Consider the following 18,403-nt stretch of genomic DNA (forward strand, 5'->3'; position numbering starts at 1 on the left):
GACCGGTAGCCGGCTGCTCAATACTGCACGCCCTTGGTGAGCGCGCCGTCGATCACGAGGTTGGTGCCGGTGGTGAAGCTGGAGGCGGGGCTCGCCAGGAACACCACGCCCTTGGCGATCTCCTCAGGCGTCGCCATCCGTCCGGTCGGGTTCAGGGCGAGCGCCTGCTGGAACAGCTCGGGATTGTTGTTCTCGATCCAGTGCCAGACGCCGCCCTCGAAATAGGTGTTGCCCGGCGACACGCTGTTCACCCGGATCATCTTGGGTGCCAGCTTGTAGGCCAGGCCATGGGCATAGTGGATCAGTGCTGCCTTGAACGCGCCATAGGCCGGCCCGGTGAAGTCGATCTCGCGGCCGGAGACCGAGCTGATCAGCACGATCGAGGGGTGCTCGGACTTCTCCAGATAGGGCATGGCCGCGTTCACCGTGTTCACGCTGTGCAGCATGTCCACCTCGAACTGCTTGCGCCAGGACGCCTCGTCGTCGGTCACCGCCAGGGCGGAGACGTTGGCGACCACGATGTCGATGCCGCCCAGCGCATCGGCGGAGGCCTCGATCCAGCCTTCCAGCGCCGCCTTGTCGGCGACGTCCAGCGCCTGGCCGAATCCGGTGACGCCCTGCGCCTTGATGGACGCCACCGCCTCGTCGACCTCCTGGCCGTTGCGCGCACAGATGGCGACATGCGCGCCTTCTGCCGCGAACGCGTCGGCGCAGCGCCGGCCGATGCCCTTGCTGCCCCCGGTCACGATCGCCCTTAGACCCTTCAGGCCGAGATCCATCGCGTCTAACCCCCCTGTTCGACAGTCCCGGAAAGGTCGATGCAAAGGCCCGGCAAATCAAGCGGCGAGCGTTCGCCTCAGCCGAGGCTGCCGATCGCAATGGCCGGCCCGTCGCCGAACTGGACGAGCTCGACGCCGGTCACCGTGTCGCGCCCGTCGGCACCGACGACCTGCCAGACACCGCCGCTCAGCCGGTCGACCGTGTAGCCGGCCTGCGGCCCGGAGAACTGGGCCAGATCGCGCCCGGCCCCGCCTTCCAGCCGGTCGTCGCCGGCGCCGCCCACCAGCACATCGTCCCCAGGGCCGCCGGCCAGGAGGTCATTGCCGGCCCCGCCGTTCAGCAGGTCGTCGCCATAGGCGCCGCGCAGCACGTCCTGGCCGTCGCCGCCATACAGATCGTCGTCGCCGGCCCCGCCCAGCAGCTCGTCATTGCCGGCACCACCTTCCAGCCGGTCGTCGCCTGAGCCGCCATCCAGGGAATCGTTGCCGGCCCCGCCCTGGACCAGGTCGTCGCCGAGCCCACCGGCGAGCTTCAGGTCGTCGCCGTCCCCGCCGCGGATCACGTCGTCGCCCAGGCTGCCGAACACGTAGTCCGCGCCGGCCCCGCCATCGAGGAAGTCGTTGCCGGCCCCGCCCAGCACCAGGTCGGTGCCGTCGCCGCCGTCCAGGATGTCGGCACCGAGGCCGCCATCGACCCGGTCGTTGCCGGCATCGCCCCGGATCCAGTCATTGCCCTCGCTGCCGGCCAGCTGGTCGTTGCCGGCCCCGCCGCGGATCACGTCGTCGCCGCCCTTGCCGAACACCAGGTCGGCGAACGGCGAGCCCAGGAACCGGTCGTCCGAATCGGTCAGGCCGCCGATGAAGGCCCGGTCGGGCGCGCCGGCGGCCGGCGTGGCGTCGACGAAGTCGCTGCCGTTCCAGCGATAGGCGGCGTCGTCCAGGTGGAGATGCTCGATCGCCGTGCCGCTGGCGAACTGGTCGCCCAGCAGGACCTGGGCGGTGCCGCCGCCGGTACGGGCGAAGTCGATGCGCAGGGACTGGCCGTCCCGGCCGATGGTCAGGTCGGCCATGCGCAGCCCGTCCAGCACCAGCCGGTCGGTGTCGCCCTCGTCGAACAGCACCGCACTGTTGATCGTCCGGGTCAGCCGATAGACGTCGTTGCCGGCCCCGCCGGACAGGCCGTCCGTGCCGGCGGTCGCGATCAGCAGGTCGGCCCCGGCCCCGCCCATCAGCACGTCGTTGCCGGCTCCGCCGTCCAGATGGTCGTCGCCGGCCCCGCCCCGGATCAGGTCGGCACCGTTCGTGCCGAGCAGGCGGTCAGCCTCGCCCCCGCCGGTAAGCCACAGGCGCTCCTCGCCGGAATAGGTCTCGCGCGTCGCGACCTCGGTGCCGTTCGCCAGGTAGACCCGCGGTGCAGTGCTGCCATTGCTGCGGATCGTCTGGCCGTTCGTGCCGTAATGGACCAGGAAGGCCGGCTCGGCCGCACCACCCGGGCCGGTGGCCACGGTCAGCCGCACGCTGTCGGCGGCGATGCCGCTCGGAAGGGTGACCAATCACCTGCTCCGCTGCTGTTTTCCGGAAAACACGACCTATCGCGGCCCGGCTACCCCATGCCAGGAGTGAGCGCAACGGCCCTGCGGCCGAGTTTCCGGATCAGCCAGGGTATTCGTGCGGCGGCAGCTACCGCCATGCGTCCTGTTCTACGGCAAGTGCCGGATGGCACTGGACCTGGCGATGCGCGCAAGAGGATCCGCTCTGGCATCGCCAAGGGACGAGGCACCCGGCACGGCCGGCCCGCCGATCCTGGTGATCTGCGCGTCGATGCGCTGCCCGTCCGATGGCCGGAACAGGTGCAACTGGTCGGGATCCAGGCGGAGCAGCAAGGTGGCGCCCGGCGGGAAAGGCAGGCCGGGTGCCGTCGTCACCGCGAAGTTCCGGTCCTTCAGCCGGGCATGGAGGATCCTGGTGGCGCCCAGCTCCTCGACCAGTTCCAGCGGCAGCTCCAGCTCGGCATCGTCCCGGCCGGTTGCGAGCTGCACATGCTCCGGGCGCACCCCCAGCAGCACCGGTCCGGGGGCGACACCCGGTGCTGCGACCGGCAGTGGGCCCAGCTCGGTGCCGAGCCGCCCGCCGGGCGCGATCTCGGCTTCGACCAGGTTCATGGGCGGCGTGCCGATGAAGCTCGCGACGAAGCGCGAGGCGGGCCGGCCATAGACCTCCAGCGGCGTGCCGGCCTGCTCGATCCGGCCGCCATTCATCACCACCAGCAGGTCGGCCATGGTCATCGCCTCGGTCTGGTCGTGGGTGACCAGCACCGAGGTGACGCCCAGGCGCTGATGCAGCCGGCGCAGCTCCAGCCGCATCTGCACGCGCAAGGTGGCGTCCAGGTTCGAGAGCGGCTCGTCGAACAGGAACACCCTGGGCTCGCGGATCATCGCCCTGGCCATGGCGACGCGCTGGCGCTGCCCGCCCGAGAGCTGGCCGGGCCGGCGCTCCAGATAGTCGACGAGGCCCACCGACCTCGCGGTCTCCCGCACCCGCCGCTCCCGCTCCGCTTTCGGCACGCCCGCCACCTTCAGCGGATAGGCGATGTTGCGGGCCACGGTCATGTGCGGGTAGAGCGCGTAGTTCTGGAACACCATGGCGCAGTGGCGCTCGCGCGGCTCCTTGTCGTTCATCCGCACACCGCCGATGGCGAGCTCGCCTGCCGTGATCTCCTCCAGCCCCGCGATCATGCGCAGGAGCGTCGACTTCCCGCAGCCCGAGGGGCCCAGGATCACCAGGAAGCTGCCGGCGGGTACCTGGAGGTCCACACCCTTGACCACCTCGTTGCCGCCATAGGACTTGCGCACGCCGCTGAGCGTGATCTCGGCCATGATGTCCTTCCTCATTTCTCGGTCGCGACCAGGCCGCGGACGAACCAGCGCTGCATCAGCATGACGACCAGCAGCGGCGGGAGCATGATGATCAGGGTGCCCGCCATGGCGATGTTCCACTCGGGCTCGCTGAACATGGACGGGATGAGCTGGCGGAGCTGCATGACCGCGGTGCCGTAATTGGCGCGGTCGGTGGTCACCAGCAGCGGCCAGAGATACTGGTTCCAGGCATAGAGGAACATGATGGTGCCCAGCGCCGCCATGTTGGTGCGCGAGAGCGGCAGGAGGATGTCGCGGAAGAAGCGCAGCGGACCGGCGCCATCCATGCGCGCGGCTTCCACCAGCTCGTCCGGGATGGTCATGAAATACTGGCGGTAGAGGAACGTGCCGGTCGCGGTCGCGACCAGGGGCAGGACCAGGCCCGTATAGGAATTGAGCAGGTTCCATTCGAGCGCCAGCTCGACGCCGGTCAGGAGCTGCCAGAGCCGGGCCAGGCCCGTGACCTCCAGGATGGTCTGCAAGGGCCCCAGCGCATTGGCCGCCACCGCATAGGTCGGGACGATCCGCACCTCGAGCGGCAGCATCAGCGTCACGAAGATCGCCCAGAACGCCAGCATCCGGAGCGGCCAGCGGAAGAACACGATCGCGAAGGCGGTCAGCGCCGCGATGAACACCTTGCCGCCAGCCACCAGCGTCGCGACCAGCAGGCTGTTGAACAGCTTCCAGCCGAGATCGCCGCGCTGCCAGACGGAAGCCATGTTCTCCAGGAGGTGGCTGCCCGGCAGGAGCGGCAAGGGCGACGTGTTCACTGCCTGGAGGTCCAGGCTGGCCGCCACCACCACCAGCCAGAGCGGCACCAGGGCGATCACCAGGCCCAGCACCAGCACGGCCTGGGTCACGAGGTCGAGGAACGGGGTACGTTCGATCATGCCCGTCACCTTCAGCTATAGTGGATCCGGCGTTCCACGAAGCGGAACTGGATGAAGGTCAGGGAGATCACCAGGACCATCAGGATGATGCTCTGCGCGGCGGCCCCCGAATAGTCGAGGCCTTTGAACCCGTCGAAATAGATCTTGTAGACCAGGAGCTCGGTCGACTTGTTCGGCCCGCCCTCGGTGGTCAGGTCGACGATGCCGAAGCTGTCGACGAAGCTGTCGGTGAGATTGACCACCAGCAGGAAGAAGATCGTGGGCGTCAGCAGCGGCAGCTGCAGGTCCCACATCCGGCGCAGCGGCCGGGCCCCGTCCATGGCCCCTGCCTCGATCACGCTCCGGGGGATCGACTGCAGCCCGGCCAGCAGGAACAGGAAGTTGTAGGCGACGTACTTCCAGCTATAGGCGACGATGATCAGCACCATCGCCTGCCAGCCGTTCACGACCGGGTTCCACAGGCCGGGAAAGCCGTGGTTGAGGTACGCGATCATCCCGGCCTCCGGCGACAGGAGGAAGCGGAAGGCCAGGCCCGCTGCCGGTGCCGCGATCGCATAGGGCCAGATCAGCGCCCAGCGAAAGCCGGCATGGCCCTTCAGCCGCCGGTCGACCGCCAGCGCCAGCAACATGCCCAGCCCCATGGCCAGCAGGGTCGAGGCCAGCGCGAACACCACCGAGCGGCCGACCGAGTTCCAGTAGAGCGGGTCGCCGAAGATCGCCCGGAAATTGTCCAGGCCGACGAAGACGTTGCCGCCACCCCAGGGCTGCTCCAGCGTGAATGCCCAGTAGAGCGCCGCCCCGGACGGCCAGTAGAAGAACAGCAGCACGAGCAGGAGCTGCGGGGCCGCCAGCGCCAGGGCCAGCGGCGTGTTGCGGAACCAGGCACGCTTGTCCACCGGATCGGGCACTCCGGAAATGTCGATGAGGAAGGTGGTCCTGTGCTATGCTGGCGGCTGGTGCCGGCAGCAGCAGGAGGAGGTCCCGGGTGCGCGCTGCGCAAAAGTGAATCTGCGAAACGAACCCGAGACCCGGGCCTTGCTCGAGGTCAGGGCAGGGTCTTGCCCGCGTAGGTCTTCTCGAAGCGGCGCAGGATCGCGTTGCCCCGCTCGACCAGCGCGTCCAGCCCCTCCTGCACGCCGCTGGTCCCGGCCATGATGCCGGTGAGCGCGTCGCGCGCCTCCTTGCGGATCTGGGTGAAGCCGCCCAGACGGATGCCGCGGCTGTTGGCGGAAGGCGGCGTATAGGTCAGCGACTGGATCGCTACCTCGCGGCCCTGATAGGGTGCTTGGTCATAGAAGCCCTTGGACTTCATGTACTCGAAGCCCGAATTGGTCACCGGGATGTAGCCGGTCACCGTCGACCACCACTCGGCCTGCTCGGGCTTCGCCAGGAAGGCGAAGAACGCCGCCGCACCCTCGTACTGTTCGGGGCTGTTGCCGGCCAGCGCCCACAGGGAGGCGCCGCCCACCAGCGAGTTCTTGCGCGCGGTCCCTTCCCAGACCGGCACCATCGCCACGCCCCACTGCACGCCGTCCGGCATGGTCTTGCCGACCGTGCCGTGGTCGGCGATCGAGGACTGCATCATCATGCATTCGTTGTTCATGAACGACTGCAGCCGCGCCTGGCCGTATTCTTTCAGCTGGAACAGGCCCTCGTCGGTCATCCGCTTGAAGAACGCGACATGGTCGACGAACCTGGTCTGGTTGACCACCAGCTCGGCATCCAGCCCGTCATAGCCGTTGTTCTTCGTCGCGATCGGCAGGTCGTGGACGGCGGAGAACTGCTCCATGAACTGCCAGGGATCGACGTCATAGGCATAGGGGCAGGCATAGCCCGCCTCCTTGAGCGCCCGCGCCGCCTGCTCGACCTCCTCATAGGTCTTAGGCGCCTCGGTGAGGCCGGCCTTCGCGAACGCGTCCTTGTTCCAGTACAGGACCGCGGTGGAGCTGTTGAACGGGAAGGAATAGAGCTCGCCCGAGGAGGTCGCGTAATAGTCCGCGATGCCCTTGAAGTAGTCGTCCCAGTTCACCTCGTGGCCGGCCTGCTTCATCAGCTCAGGGGCGGGCACGAACGCGCCGGACAGCATCAGGTCGGCGGTGCCGACGTCGAACACCTGCAGGACGGTCGGCTGCTGGTTGGCGCGGAACGCGGCGATCGCGTTCTGCAGGGCCGCCTCGTAGTCGCCCTGGCTGGTGCAGACCGCCTGGTACTGGTCCTGGCTCGCGTTGAAGCTCTGGCACATCTCCTGGATGCGCTCGCTGAGGTCACCGGTCAGCCCGTACCAGAACTCGAACGTCACCGGCTCGGCCTGTGCGGCGCCGGCGGACAGCACCACGCCACCGGCCAGCGCCAGCCCGCGCAGCCTCTGCATCACGGTCATTGTTCCCTACCCTCGAAAGTACGCCGCGCGCTGGGCTCGGCGGCCGCGAGGGGTAGTGCGGTTCGGTGACGGCTTCGTCACCGCTCCGAGACGGAAGCTGTCACGAAGCTCCGGCGCGCGGGAGCGTGGCGGCGTCCTTGGCCAGCGTCTCGATCTCCGCCCAGTTGCCGGCGGCCACCAGGGCGGGCGGCGCCAGCCAGCTCCCGCCGACGCAGACCACGTTCTTCAGCTTCAGATAATCGCCGGCCTTGGCTCGGTCGATGCCACCGGTCGGGCAGAAGCGCAGGTCCGGCAGCGGCGAGGCCAGCGACGCGATCAGCTTCGCCCCGCCCACCGCCTCGGCCGGGAACAGCTTGAGCACGCTGAAGCCGGCCTCGGCCAGCGTCATGCCCTCCGACGGCGTGGCGATGCCCGGCAGCCAGGGCACTGGCGAAGCTTTTGCCGCTTCGATCAGGGCAGGGGTGGCGCCCGGCGAGACCGCGAACTTGGCCCCGGCCTTTGCAGCGGCATCGAGCTGGGCCGGCCTGCGCACCGTGCCGACCCCCACCACTGCCTCGGGCACTTCCGCGGCGATCGCCCGGATCACGTCCAGGGCAGCGTCAGTGCGCAGCGTCACCTCCAGGACCCGGATGCCGCCGGCCACCAGGGCTCGCGCGAGCGGCACGGCGGTCCTGACCTCCTCGACGATCAGCACCGGCACGACGGGGCCGAGCCGCAAGGTGGAGAGCAGCGCTTCGCGGCGGGATTCAGCATCCATCAGGCATCAACCGTGCAGGAGTTTCGCAGTGCAGCCGTACAGGGCCGGCGTGGCGGCGGTGATCCTACGCAGCGGCACGCCGTCCAGGAAGGAAGACAGCCGGCCCTTGTCGCGGAACCGCGTCACGAACCGCGCCTCGTCCAGGAAGCCCAGCAGATGGTCGGTCACACCGCCGCCCAGATACACGCCGCCCCGCGCACCGAAGGTGAGCGCCACGTCGCCGGCGAAGACGGCGAGCTGGTCCAGGAACAGCCCGATCAGGTCGGTGGCGAACCGGTCGTCGCCCTCGGCAGCGGCCACGATCTCTTCGGGCTCCTGCCAGGGCGAGCGCCGGTCCTCGGCCTCCGCCAGGTCCTCGGCCAGCCGGACCAGGCCCGGCCCGCACAGCCAGTGCTCCGCCGAGACCCGCCCGCGCTTGCGGTAGGCGACCTCGAGGGCCGGGCGCAGCCGCGCGATCGCGGTGCCCAACTCGGTATGACCGCCTTCGCCCGGCACCGCGATCCAGCGCACCCGGCCGGGAATGGCGCCGGCCACGCCCAGGCCGGTGCCGGGCCCGAGCACTGCGATGGGCTTGCCGGGCACCGCCTGGCCCGGCGGCCCGATCGGCACGCTGCCGTCCGCCGGCAGATGCGGGCAGGCCAGCGCCAGCGCCTCGAAATCATTGAGGACGAGCAGTTCCTGCAGCTCCAGCCGGGCGCGCAGCGCGTCGATAGAGAAGTCCCAGCCCCGGTTGGTGAGCCGGACCAGGTCGCCGGTGACCGGCCCGGCGATCGCGATGGCGGCCCGGGTCGGCCGGGGGCCACCCATCTCCGTCAGGAATGCCGTGATCGCATCGCCCAGGCTCGAAAACTCGTCGTTCTTCAGCACGATCGGATCGTCGGCCCGGGCGCCGTCCTCCGTCACCAGGGCAAAGCGCCCGTTCGTGCCGCCGACATCGCCGACCAGGAGGAGTTCGCTCAAGCCGCCATCCCGAAGGGTCCGCCCACCACGGCCGCGCCCTGGTCCGCCGGACCCACGGCGGCACGGAAGGGGGCGAACAGATCGCGCCCGATGCCGCTGTGGTAGCATGACAGGTCGGCGCCGGCAGGTGCCCGCGCCGCCAGCTCGGCCGCCTCCACCAGGACCTCCAGGGTCCCAGCGACGGTATCGAGCCGGATCATGTCGCCATCCCGGATCTTCGCGATCGGTCCGCCATCGACGGCCTCAGGGGTGAGATGGATCCCGGCCGGGATCTTTCCAGATGCCCCCGACATGCGGCCGTCGGTGACCAGCGCCACCTGGAAGCCGCGGTCCTGCAGGATGCCCAGCGGCGGGGTCAGCTTGTGCAACTCCGGCATCCCGTTGGCCTTGGGGCCCTGGAAGCGCACCACCACCACCACGTCCCGGTCGAGCTCGCCCGCCTTGAAGGCCGCCTGCACCTCGGCCTGATCGTGGAACACCCGGGCCGGCGCTTCGACGACGCGCCGCTCGGGCTTCACCGCCGAGACCTTGCTGACCGCCCGGCCGAGATTGCCGGTGAGCAGCACGAGCCCGCCCTTGGCAGCGAACGGCAGGGCCACGGTACGGATGATGCTCCGGTCGAGCGGCTGGCCATCGCCCTCCGTCCAGGCCAGCCGCCCGTCCACCAGCCTCGGCTCCTGGGCATAGCGCGCGAGCCCGCCCTCGCCGGCCACCGTCTTGACGTCGGCATGCAGCAGGCCAGCACCCAGCAGCTCGCGGATCAGCGTGGCCATGCCGCCCGCCGCGTGGAACTGGTTCACGTCGGCCAAACCATTCGGATAGACCCGCGCCAGGAGCGGGGTCACCTCGGACAGTTCGGCCATGTCCTCCCAGGTGAGCCGGATGCCGGCCGCCCGGGCGATCGCGACCAGGTGGATCGTGTGGTTGGTCGACCCACCCGTGGCATGGAGGCCGACCACGCCGTTCACGATCGCGCGCTCGTCCACGACCTCGCCGATCGGCGTCCAGTCGTTGCCCAGTGCCGTGATCTCGGTGATGCGCCTGGCCGCGGCCCTGGTCAGCGCGTCGCGCAAGGGCGTGCCGGGATTGACGAAGGCAGCACCCGGCAGGTGCAGGCCCATCACCTCCATCAGCATCTGGTTGGAGTTGGCGGTGCCGTAGAAGGTGCAGGTGCCGGGGCCATGGTAGGACTTCATCTCGGAAGCCAGCAGCTCCCGCCGCCCGACCTTGCCCTCGGCATAGAGCTGGCGGACCTCCGACTTCTCCGCGTTGGAGGCGCCGGTAGTCATGGGCCCGGCCGGCACGAAGATCACCGGCAGGTGGCCGAACGCCAGCGCCCCCATGAGCAGGCCCGGCACGATCTTGTCGCAGATGCCGAGCGCCAGGGCGCCGTCGAACGTGTCGTGGGAAAGGGCGATCGCGGTCGAGAGCGCGATCGTGTCCCGGGAGAACAGGGACAACTCCATGCCGGCGAAGCCCTGGGTGATCCCGTCGCACATGGCGGGCGTGCCGCCGGCCACCTGCGCCACCCCGCCTGCCTCGCGCACCGCCTGGCGGATCAGCTCCGGATAATGCTCATAGGGCTGATGCGCGCTCAGCATGTCGTTGTAGGCGGTGACGATGCCGACCGACAGGGCCGCCTGGCCCTCCAGCTCCGCCTTGTCCCCAGGCCCGCAGGCGGCCAGCGCATGGGCGATGTTGGCGCAGCCCAGCTTGTGCCGGCGCGGCGCCCGCTCGCCCATCCGGCGCAACTGGTCGAGATAGCGGCTGCGCACCGGTGCCGAGCGTCGGCGGATCCGCTCGGTGACGGCCAGGACCGTAGGGTGGAGGGTTGCTGCCATGCGGAGGATTCCTCGGCTGGGATCTCAGCCCGCAGTATGGACCTGGGTCTGCGGCAGCTTCAGGGCGGCCCGGATAGGCAGCGCCTCGAGCGGGCCCGTCTCCAGGGCGCGCGCCAGGGTAGCGAGCTTGCCGGCGCCTTCCAGCGGCAGCAGCACCAGCCGCGCCCGCGCCACCACCGGCAAGGTGAGGGTGAGCCGTTCCCGCGTCGCAGCCGCGCTGTCCGCCAGCATCGGCATGACCAGCCGGAGGTTGCCCGGGTCGAGCACCGCGGCCAGCCGGTCGCCGTCCGGGAACCAGGACGCGGTATGCCCGTCCTCGCCCATGCCGAGCACGACCACGTCGAAGCTCTCGGGCAGAGCCGTGAGAGCCCGGTCCGCCGCCGCTGCCGCCGCGTCCAGGGAAGCGGCCGTGCCGCGCAGGCCGATGAAGCCGGCCGCCGCCGCTTCCCGCTGCAGCAGGTGGCGGCGCACCAGCGCCTCGTTGCTGTCGGGATGGTCGGTCGGCAGGAAGCGCTCGTCCACCAGCGTCACGCTCACCCGATCCCAGGGCAGCGCCTGCGCGGCCAGCGCCTCGAAGATCGGCACGGGGCTCTTGCCGCCGGAGACCGCCAGCACCGCCCGGCCCTGCGCCGTCACGCCCGCGCGCAGTGCCTCGGCGATCGCGGTCACCACCGCCGCGCGCAGCTCCTCCGCGCTCCCATGCTTGGTCTGTCGCGTGCTCATGTGCCCGGCTCCACCCAGCGACGTCCATCATGCACCATCAGCGCCACGGCGCTGGACGGTCCCCAGGAGCCGGCGCCGTACTGCTCCGGCCCCTCGTCGGCTTGGCGCCAGCCATCCAGGATCGGCTCGCACCAGGTCCAGGCCGCCTCGACCTCGTCCTTGCGCATGAACAGGGTCTGGTTGCCGCGCACCACGTCCATCAGCAGGCGCTCATAGGCGTCGGGATAGCGGACCTTGAAGGTCTCGCTGAAGCTCAGGTTGAGCGGCGTGTTCTTCAGCCGGATGCCGCCCGGCCCCGGATCCTTGTTCATCAGATAGAGGCGCACGCCCTCGTCCGGCTGGAGGCGGATCACCAGCCGGTTCGGCCGGACCTCGCCGGCATCGCGGGGGAAGATCGAGTGCGGGATCGGGCGCATCTGCACCACGATCTCCGAGGCGCGCTGCGCCAGCCGCTTGCCGGTGCGCAGGTAGAACGGCACGCCCGACCAGCGCCAGGTCTCGACCTCGGCCTTGATCGCCAGGAAGGTCTCGGTGTCGCTGGTCCGGCCGAGCTCGTCGCGATAGCCGGGCACCGCCTTGCCGTCGATCGCACCGGCCGAGTACTGGCCGCGCACCGTCACCTGGTCGACCCGGCCCGGCCGGATCGGCTTCAGCGCGTGCAGCACCTTCAGCTTCTCGTCGCGCACCGAATCGGCATCCATCGCATTCGGCGGCTCCATCGCGATCAGGCAGAGGAGCTGGAGCATGTGGTTCTGGACCATGTCGCGCAGGGCGCCGCTATGGTCGTAATAGTCGGCCCGGTTGCCCACGCCCACCGTCTCGGCCACGGTGATCTGGACATGGTCGATCGCCGCCCGGTTCCAGATCGGCTCGAACAGCGCGTTGGCGAAGCGCAGCGCCATCAGGTTCTGGACGGTCTCCTTGCCCAGATAATGGTCGATGCGGAAGATCTGCCGCTCCTCGAACACGGCGCCCACCGCCTCGTTGACCGCGCGCGCCGAGGCCAGGTCCTTGCCGATCGGCTTCTCGATCACGACCCGGGTCTCCGGCGTCACCAGCTCCTCGCTGCCGATCTTGGCGCAGATCGGCCCGAACAGGTCGGGTGCCGTGGCGAGATAGAAGATCCGTACCCGGTCCTGGTCGTCGGCGAGCCAGCGGCCGAGCTCGGGCCAGCCCTTGGCGCCGGTGGCATCCAGCGAAAGGAAGCTCAGCCGGCCGAGGAAGCGCTCCACCACGTCCGGCACCAGGTCATCGGCACGGACGTGATCGTCGAGCGCCGTGCGCACCCGGCCGCGAAAGTCCTCGTCGCTGAGCTCGCGGCGCGACAGGCCGACGATCCGGGCATCCTCCGGCATCTGGCCGTCGCGAAAGCGCTGGTAGAGGCCCGGCAGCAGCTTGCGCAGGGACAGGTCACCCGTGCCGCCGAACACCACGAGATCGAAAGGCTGAACCGGAATGATCTGTGCCGTCACGTGTGATCGCTTTCCGTGGTGGTCCGGACAAGCCCTGGGACGTGGCAAAGCACACCGGCTCCGTCAATATCCCAGCACCCCCAAAGCCCGCCGCCTGGGCTTCCTAGCAGCTCCCGCACCAAGGCTTAGCAGCAACTGGTTAACAATTTATAGCTAGCAATCCGCGTGCCAGCGGCTCAGGCGCCAGGCATTGGCCACCACGCTCACCGAGGAGAGCGCCATGGCGGCACCGGCGAGCACCGGGGTGAGCTGGCCCAGTGCCGCCAGCGGGATCAGCAGCACGTTGTAAAGGAAGGCGAACACCAGGCTCTGGACGATCGTCCGGCGGGTGCGCTTGGCTACGGCCAGGGCTGCCGCGACCAGAAGCGGATCGGGGCGCACCAGCGTCACCCCGGCGCTCGCCATGGCGACGTCGGTGCCCGAGCCCATCGCGATGCCCAGATCGGCCGCGGCCAGTGCCGGCGCGTCGTTGATGCCGTCGCCGACCATCGCGACCTGCGCACCGCCCTGCCGGAGCGCCTGCACCGCCTGAACCTTGTCCGCCGGCAGGAGGCCGGCATGCACCTCCTCGATGCCGATCTCGGCCGCGATCGCCGCGGCTGCCGCTGGATGGTCGCCGCTCAGCATGGCGACCCGCAACCCTTGCCGGCGCAAGGCCGCCACCGCTTCCGCCGCTTCCGGCCGGGGCCGGTCGCCGAACGCCAGCACGGCCAGCGCCTCGCCCTTGGGCAGGGCCACCAGCCAGGAGACGCTCTGCCCCCTGGCGGCGGCCGCCGCTGCCCAGGCGGCCAGCTCCGCATCGTCGGTCCCGGCCTCGCGGGCAGCCCGCTCGGACAGGATCGCGAAGCGCTGGCCAACCACGACGCCTTCCAGCCCACGGCCGGGCAGGGAGCGGACCTCCGTCGCCACGGCCGGAACGAGGCCAGTTTCCTGGGCCGCCGCCCGGACGGCCCCAGCCAGCGGATGCTCACTGCCCGCCTGCAGGCCGGCTGCCAGCGCCAGGAGGTGCCGGCGGTCCTGGCCTGCTGCCGTCGCCAGCCCTGCCAGCTCGGGCCGGCCCTCGGTCAGCGTGCCGGTCTTGTCGAAGGCCACGACGTCGATGGCATGGGCGGCTTCCAGTGCCGCCGGATCGCGGATCAGGATGCCGGCCCGCGCCGCGGCACCCGTGCCGGCCACGATCGCGACCGGCGTGGCCAGGCCCAGCGCGCAGGGGCAGGCGATCACCAGGACCGTGACTGCGTGGATGATGGCAGGCTCGATGCCGGCACCGGCAAGCCACCAGCTAAGCGCCGTCACCGCCGCGATGGCGAGGACCGCCGGGACGAACCAGGTCGAGATGCGGTCCACCAGGCGCTGCACGCTGGCTTTCTGTGCCTGGGCGTTCTCCACCATGCGGATGATACGGGCCAGCACGGTCTCGGCACCGGTGGCCGTGGTCACGACCACCAGGGCGGCGTCCTGGTTGATCGTGCCGCCGATCACCTTCTGGCCAGGCCCGCGCACCACCGGCAGGCTCTCGCCGGTGACCATCGATTCGTCGAGATGACCGCTGCCTTCCACGATCTCGCCGTCGACCGGCACCCGCTCGCCCGGGCGCATCAGCACCCGGTCGCCGGTCGCCACGGCCGCGATCGGCAGCTCGGTCGGCTCGCCATCGATCAGCACCCGCGCGGTGGTCGGCCGCAGGGCTGCCAGCGCGCGCATGGCCGCCCCGGTCTGGCGGCGGGCGCGGCCCTCCAGCCACTTGCCGAGCAGAACCAGCGCCACCACCAGGGCAGCGGCCTCGAAATAGAGGGCGTGCCCGCCATGGCCCGCCACCAGCCAGTTCCACAGGCTGAGCCCGAACGCAGCGCTGGTGCCCAGCGCCACCAGCAGGTCCATGTTGCCGGTGCCGGCGCGCAGCGCGGCAAAGCCCGCCCGGTAGAACCGGGCCCCCAGCCAGAACTGCACCGGGGCCGCCAGGAGGAACTGCAGCCAGGCCGGCAGCGCCAGCTCATGGCCGAACGGCATGGCCGCCATGGGCAGGACCAGCGGCAAGGCCAGCGCCAGGGCCAGGGCGGCATGCCAGAATTCTCGCCGCCCTCGGGCTTCCCGGGCGCGCTGCAGTTCGGCCTCGGCCGCACCATCCGGGTCATCGGCCAGGACCGAGGCGCGATAGCCGGTGCGGGCGACCGCAGCCACCAGGCTGGAGGTTGGCGCGCCGCGCGTTTCCACGTGTGCCTTCTCCGTCGCCAGGTCGACGCTGGCCGAGACCACGCCCGGCACCTGGCCCAGCGCCCGCTCCACCCGGCGCACGCAGGACGCGCAGGTCATGCCGTCGATCGCCAGATCGACGGCAACCCCGGGCTGCTCGGTCCGTTCGAGGGACATGGTGACCATCAAGACGCTCCACTGGCTGGCGCGATCCTTCAGGTGGCCCTTCCAGCGGCGGGAAGGTCAAGGGGTGACGTGGCCGTTCCATCTGCCGCTTGACCTTCTCCTCGCTGGAACCACCAGATGACGGCGCATCGGCAGGAAGGGACATGGCGATGCAGTTGACGGTCGAAGGAATGAGCTGCGCCCACTGCGTCCGCGCGATCACGGAAGCGGTGCGGCGGCTGGATCCGCAGGCGGAGGTGACGGTCTCGGTGGAGGAAGGCAGGGTGGAAGTGAAGGGCATCGAGGACCGCGCAGCGGTGACGAGCGCGATCGAGGCCGCCGGCTATGAGGTGCACCAGGGATGAGCGATACTGTCCTGATCGCACCCTCGATCCTGGCCGCCGACTATGCGCGGCTGGGCGAGGAGGTGAAGGCGGTCGAGGCCGCCGGTGCGGACTGGCTGCATCTGGACGTCATGGACGGCCATTTCGTGCCGAACCTCAGCTTCGGCGCCGACGTGATCGCCGCCCTGCGCGACCACTCCAACCTGCTGTTCGACGCCCACCTGATGTGCGCGCCGGTCGACCAGTGGATCGGCCCGGTCGCCAAGGCCGGCGCCGACCGGATCACCGTCCATGCCGAGGCCGGGCCGCATCTGGACCGCTCGCTGGCGGCGATCCGGGCACTCGGCAAGGGGGCAGGGGTGGCGCTCAACCCGGCCACGCCCGTCTCGGTCCTGGAGCATGTCCTGGATCATCTCGACCTGATCCTGATCCTGAGCGTCAATCCGGGCTTCGGCGGGCAGAAATTCATCACCTATGCCGCCGACAAGATCCGCCAGGCCAAGGTACTGGCCGGCGGGCGGCCGATCCGGGTGCAGGTGGACGGCGGCATCGACGCCCAGACCGCGCCCAAGGCGATCGAGGCGGGGGCGGACGTGCTGGTGGCCGGTTCCTCGATCTTCCGGAACGGCGACTATGCGCAGGCGATCGCGTCGCTTCGTCCTGCTGCGTGACGGCAAGCGCCGCGTGACGCCTGAGCGACGGGCACAGGTCCACCAGCCAGGAGGCCGGCCGTGGTGAATCTCCCGATCCCTGCCGGCAATCCGGTGGTGGACTATCTGGTCGACGCCTGGCAGCGGAACGTCCTGTTCCTCGACACGCTGCGCGAGCGCAGCCGGGCCTATCGGGAACACATGGCCTCCCCGGCGCCGAACGTGCTGCATTTCAGGCACGAGCTGGTGATGCATGGCCTGGAGCTGCCCCGCCCGGTCAATTACTGCCTCCTGCGAATCCTGCCCGACGCGGCGGCGCCGATGGACCCCTGCAAGCGGCCGATCATCGTGATCGACCCGCGCGCCGGGCATGGGCCCGGAATCGGCGGCTTCAAGCCGGACAGCGAGATCGGCGTGGCGCTGGCCTGCGGCCATCCCTGCTACTTCATCGGCTTCACCACCGAGCCGGTCGAGGGCCAGACGATCCTGGACGTGATCGACGCGCTCGGCAGCTTCCAGAACGAGGTGATCCGGCGTCACCCCGACGCCCAGGGCCTGCCGCTCGCCATCGGCAACTGCCAGGCGGGCTGGGCGCTGGCGATGGCGGCCGCCACCCGGCCGGAACGGTTCGGGCCGCTCCTGCTGCCGGGCGTGCCGCTCGCCTACTGGCAGGGCACCCATGGCGGGTCGCCCATGCGCTATGCCGGCGGGATGCTGGGCGGGACCTGGCTGACGGCGCTGGCCGGCGATCTCGGTGCCGGCAAATATGACGGCGCCTGGCTGGTCTCGAACTTCGAGAACATGAACCCGGCCAACACGCTCTGGACCAAGCAGTACAACGTCTGGGCGAACATCGACACCGAGCCGGAGCGCTATCTCGCGTTCGAGCGCTGGTGGGGCGGCCACGCCATCCTGGGTGCCGAGGAGATGCAGTGGATCGCCGACGAGCTGTTCGTCGGCAACCGGCTGGTCTCGGGCGAGCTCCGCGCCAATGACGGGACCCGGATCGACCTGCGCGACATCAAGGGGCCGATCATCGTCTTCTGCTCCAAGGGCGACGAGATCACCCCGCCGCCCCAGGCACTCGGCTGGATCCTGGAGCTCTACCAGGACGTCGACGACATCCGCGCGCACGACCAGACGATCGTCTACAGCGTGCACGACGCGGTCGGCCATCTCGGCATCTTCGTGTCGGGCTCGGTGGCGCGCAAGGAGCACCAGGAGTTCACCTCCAACATCGACCTGATCGACGTGCTGCCGCCCGGCCTGTTCGAGGCGGTCCTGACCAAAGCCGGACCGGACACGCCGAACGCCCAGCTCGTGGCTGGCGAGTGGGTGCTGCATTTCGAGCCGCGCAGCCTGGACGACATCCGGGCACTGGGCTGCAACGACCTGGACGACGAGCGCCGCTTCGCCACGGTCGCCCGCCTGTCCGACGTCAATCTCGGCCTCTACCGGACCTTCATGCAGCCCTGGGTGCGCGCAATGGCGACGCCGGAGCTGGCCCTGGCCGCGCGCAAGCTGCACCCCGCCCGCCTGCCCTACGAGCTGTTCGGCCATGACGGCTCGGCGATGCGCATGCTGGAGGAGGTCGCCGAGGAGGTGCGGGCACAGCGCCGGCCGGTGCCGGACGGCAACCCGTCACGCTCCTGCAGGAGCAGTTCTCCAAGGCCACGGTCACCATGCTCGACGCCTGGCGAGACCTGCGCGACGGCATGACCGAGCAGGCGTTCCTGGCCATCTACGGTCAGCCGATGCTGCAGGCCCTGGTGGGCCTGCGCGCGCGCGACGAGCCGCTCCGCCCGGCCCCGGGCGACGAGCCGGAGCACCGCGCCTTCGTCGCCGCCCGTGCTGCCGAGGTGCATCGCGGGATCGGGACCGGCACGCCGGCGGATGCGCTGATCCGTGCGCTTGTCTGGCTGATCATGCCGGGCGGCAGTGTGGACGAGCGGACCTTTGCCGCGGTGCGCAACCTCAGGGCCGAGCACCCGGAATGCCATGCCGCGGGGCTCGACGCATTCAAGGCCCGGGTGCGCCTGCAGACTGCCGTCCTGCGCGAGGCCGGCGAGGAAGCGATCTCGGCCCTGCCGCAGCTCCTGCCGGAGGATGCCCGCGAAGGCTTCCTGCCGCTGCTGCGCCATCTGGCCGAAGCCGCCGGGCCGCTGGTGCCCGAGGCGGAGCGGCGGCTGGAACGGATCACCGCCCTCCTGGCCGCCGAGCCTGCGCCAGCCCGGCCGCAGGCCGCCATGCCGCCGCCCGCACGCGAGCGTGCCCTGCCCAGGCGCCGCGCCGCCACCACACGTCCGCCCCGCAGCCGCAAGGGATCGACCTGAG

The 18,403-nt window shown here is 70.2% G+C and carries 14 protein-coding genes and 1 pseudogene; 3 read left to right on the forward strand and 12 right to left on the reverse strand.

Translation table 11 applies throughout. The features are described 5' to 3' along the window. Positions 1-17: 17 nt before the first annotated feature. The 12 genes from HLA95_RS05580 to HLA95_RS05635 form a co-directional block, all read right to left on the reverse strand. Entirely contained in the window at positions 18-779 is a 762-nt protein-coding gene (locus HLA95_RS05580) for an SDR family NAD(P)-dependent oxidoreductase (RefSeq protein WP_191059159.1), read from the reverse strand. Between the two features lie 77 nt (positions 780-856). Next, positions 857-2,332 (reverse strand): calcium-binding protein, encoded by a 1,476-nt coding sequence (locus HLA95_RS05585; protein ID WP_191059160.1) that lies wholly within the window; start codon positions 2,330-2,332, stop codon positions 857-859. A gap of 147 nt (positions 2,333-2,479) precedes the next feature. Next, positions 2,480-3,655 (reverse strand): ABC transporter ATP-binding protein, encoded by a 1,176-nt coding sequence (locus HLA95_RS05590; protein ID WP_191059161.1) that lies wholly within the window; start codon positions 3,653-3,655, stop codon positions 2,480-2,482. 11 nt (positions 3,656-3,666) lie between these two features. Beyond that, positions 3,667-4,584 carry an ABC transporter permease subunit gene (locus tag HLA95_RS05595; RefSeq protein ID WP_191059162.1) on the reverse strand — a complete coding sequence of 306 codons (918 nt, stop codon included), beginning with the start codon at positions 4,582-4,584 and terminating at the stop codon, positions 3,667-3,669. 11 nt (positions 4,585-4,595) lie between these two features. After that, positions 4,596-5,480, reverse strand: coding sequence for an ABC transporter permease subunit (locus HLA95_RS05600; RefSeq protein ID WP_191059163.1), 885 nt, complete (start codon positions 5,478-5,480; stop codon positions 4,596-4,598). Between the two features lie 149 nt (positions 5,481-5,629). Continuing rightward, the gene (locus HLA95_RS05605; RefSeq protein ID WP_191059164.1) at positions 5,630-6,964 is read right to left on the reverse strand and encodes an extracellular solute-binding protein; all 1,335 of its coding nucleotides are present in this window, start codon (positions 6,962-6,964) and stop codon (positions 5,630-5,632) included. 100 nt (positions 6,965-7,064) lie between these two features. Further along, on the reverse strand, positions 7,065-7,721 hold the full coding sequence (eda, locus tag HLA95_RS05610; RefSeq protein WP_306422242.1) for a bifunctional 4-hydroxy-2-oxoglutarate aldolase/2-dehydro-3-deoxy-phosphogluconate aldolase: 657 nt from the start codon (positions 7,719-7,721) through the stop codon (positions 7,065-7,067). 6 nt (positions 7,722-7,727) lie between these two features. Further along, positions 7,728-8,681 carry a glucokinase gene (locus tag HLA95_RS05615; protein ID WP_222182734.1) on the reverse strand — a complete coding sequence of 318 codons (954 nt, stop codon included), beginning with the start codon at positions 8,679-8,681 and terminating at the stop codon, positions 7,728-7,730. Then, positions 8,678-10,522: a phosphogluconate dehydratase gene (edd, locus tag HLA95_RS05620; protein ID WP_191061786.1), complete on the reverse strand. Its 1,845-nt coding sequence runs from the start codon at positions 10,520-10,522 to the stop codon at positions 8,678-8,680. The genes HLA95_RS05615 and edd overlap by 4 nt, the downstream gene beginning before the upstream one ends. Positions 10,523-10,546: 24 nt before the next feature. Next, positions 10,547-11,245 (reverse strand): 6-phosphogluconolactonase, encoded by a 699-nt coding sequence (pgl, locus tag HLA95_RS05625; RefSeq protein WP_222182736.1) that lies wholly within the window; start codon positions 11,243-11,245, stop codon positions 10,547-10,549. Continuing rightward, complete coding sequence (gene zwf, locus HLA95_RS05630) at positions 11,242-12,717, reverse strand: glucose-6-phosphate dehydrogenase (RefSeq protein WP_222182738.1); 1,476 nt, start codon at positions 12,715-12,717, stop codon at positions 11,242-11,244. The genes pgl and zwf overlap by 4 nt, the downstream gene beginning before the upstream one ends. A gap of 153 nt (positions 12,718-12,870) precedes the next feature. Further along, a complete protein-coding gene (locus HLA95_RS05635) occupies positions 12,871-15,096 on the reverse strand; it encodes a heavy metal translocating P-type ATPase (protein WP_255591516.1) in 2,226 nt (741 codons plus the stop codon). Positions 15,097-15,239: 143 nt separating this feature from the next. Between HLA95_RS05635 and HLA95_RS05640 the strand changes: the two genes are divergently transcribed. The 3 genes and pseudogenes from HLA95_RS05640 to HLA95_RS05650 all read left to right on the forward strand — a co-directional run bounded on the left by HLA95_RS05640 (position 15,240) and on the right by HLA95_RS05650 (position 18,402). After that, the gene (locus HLA95_RS05640) at positions 15,240-15,440 is read left to right on the forward strand and encodes a heavy-metal-associated domain-containing protein (protein WP_191061940.1); all 201 of its coding nucleotides are present in this window, start codon (positions 15,240-15,242) and stop codon (positions 15,438-15,440) included. Beyond that, a complete protein-coding gene (rpe, locus tag HLA95_RS05645) occupies positions 15,437-16,090 on the forward strand; it encodes a ribulose-phosphate 3-epimerase (protein ID WP_191061939.1) in 654 nt (217 codons plus the stop codon). The genes HLA95_RS05640 and rpe overlap by 4 nt, the downstream gene beginning before the upstream one ends. A 96-nt stretch (positions 16,091-16,186) precedes the next feature. Beyond that, positions 16,187-18,402: pseudogene (locus HLA95_RS05650) on the forward strand (DUF3141 domain-containing protein). Position 18,403 lies beyond the last annotated feature (1 nt).

This window comes from Geminicoccus harenae, assembly GCF_019800005.1.
Classification (GTDB): Bacteria; Pseudomonadota; Alphaproteobacteria; order Geminicoccales; family Geminicoccaceae; genus Geminicoccus; species Geminicoccus harenae.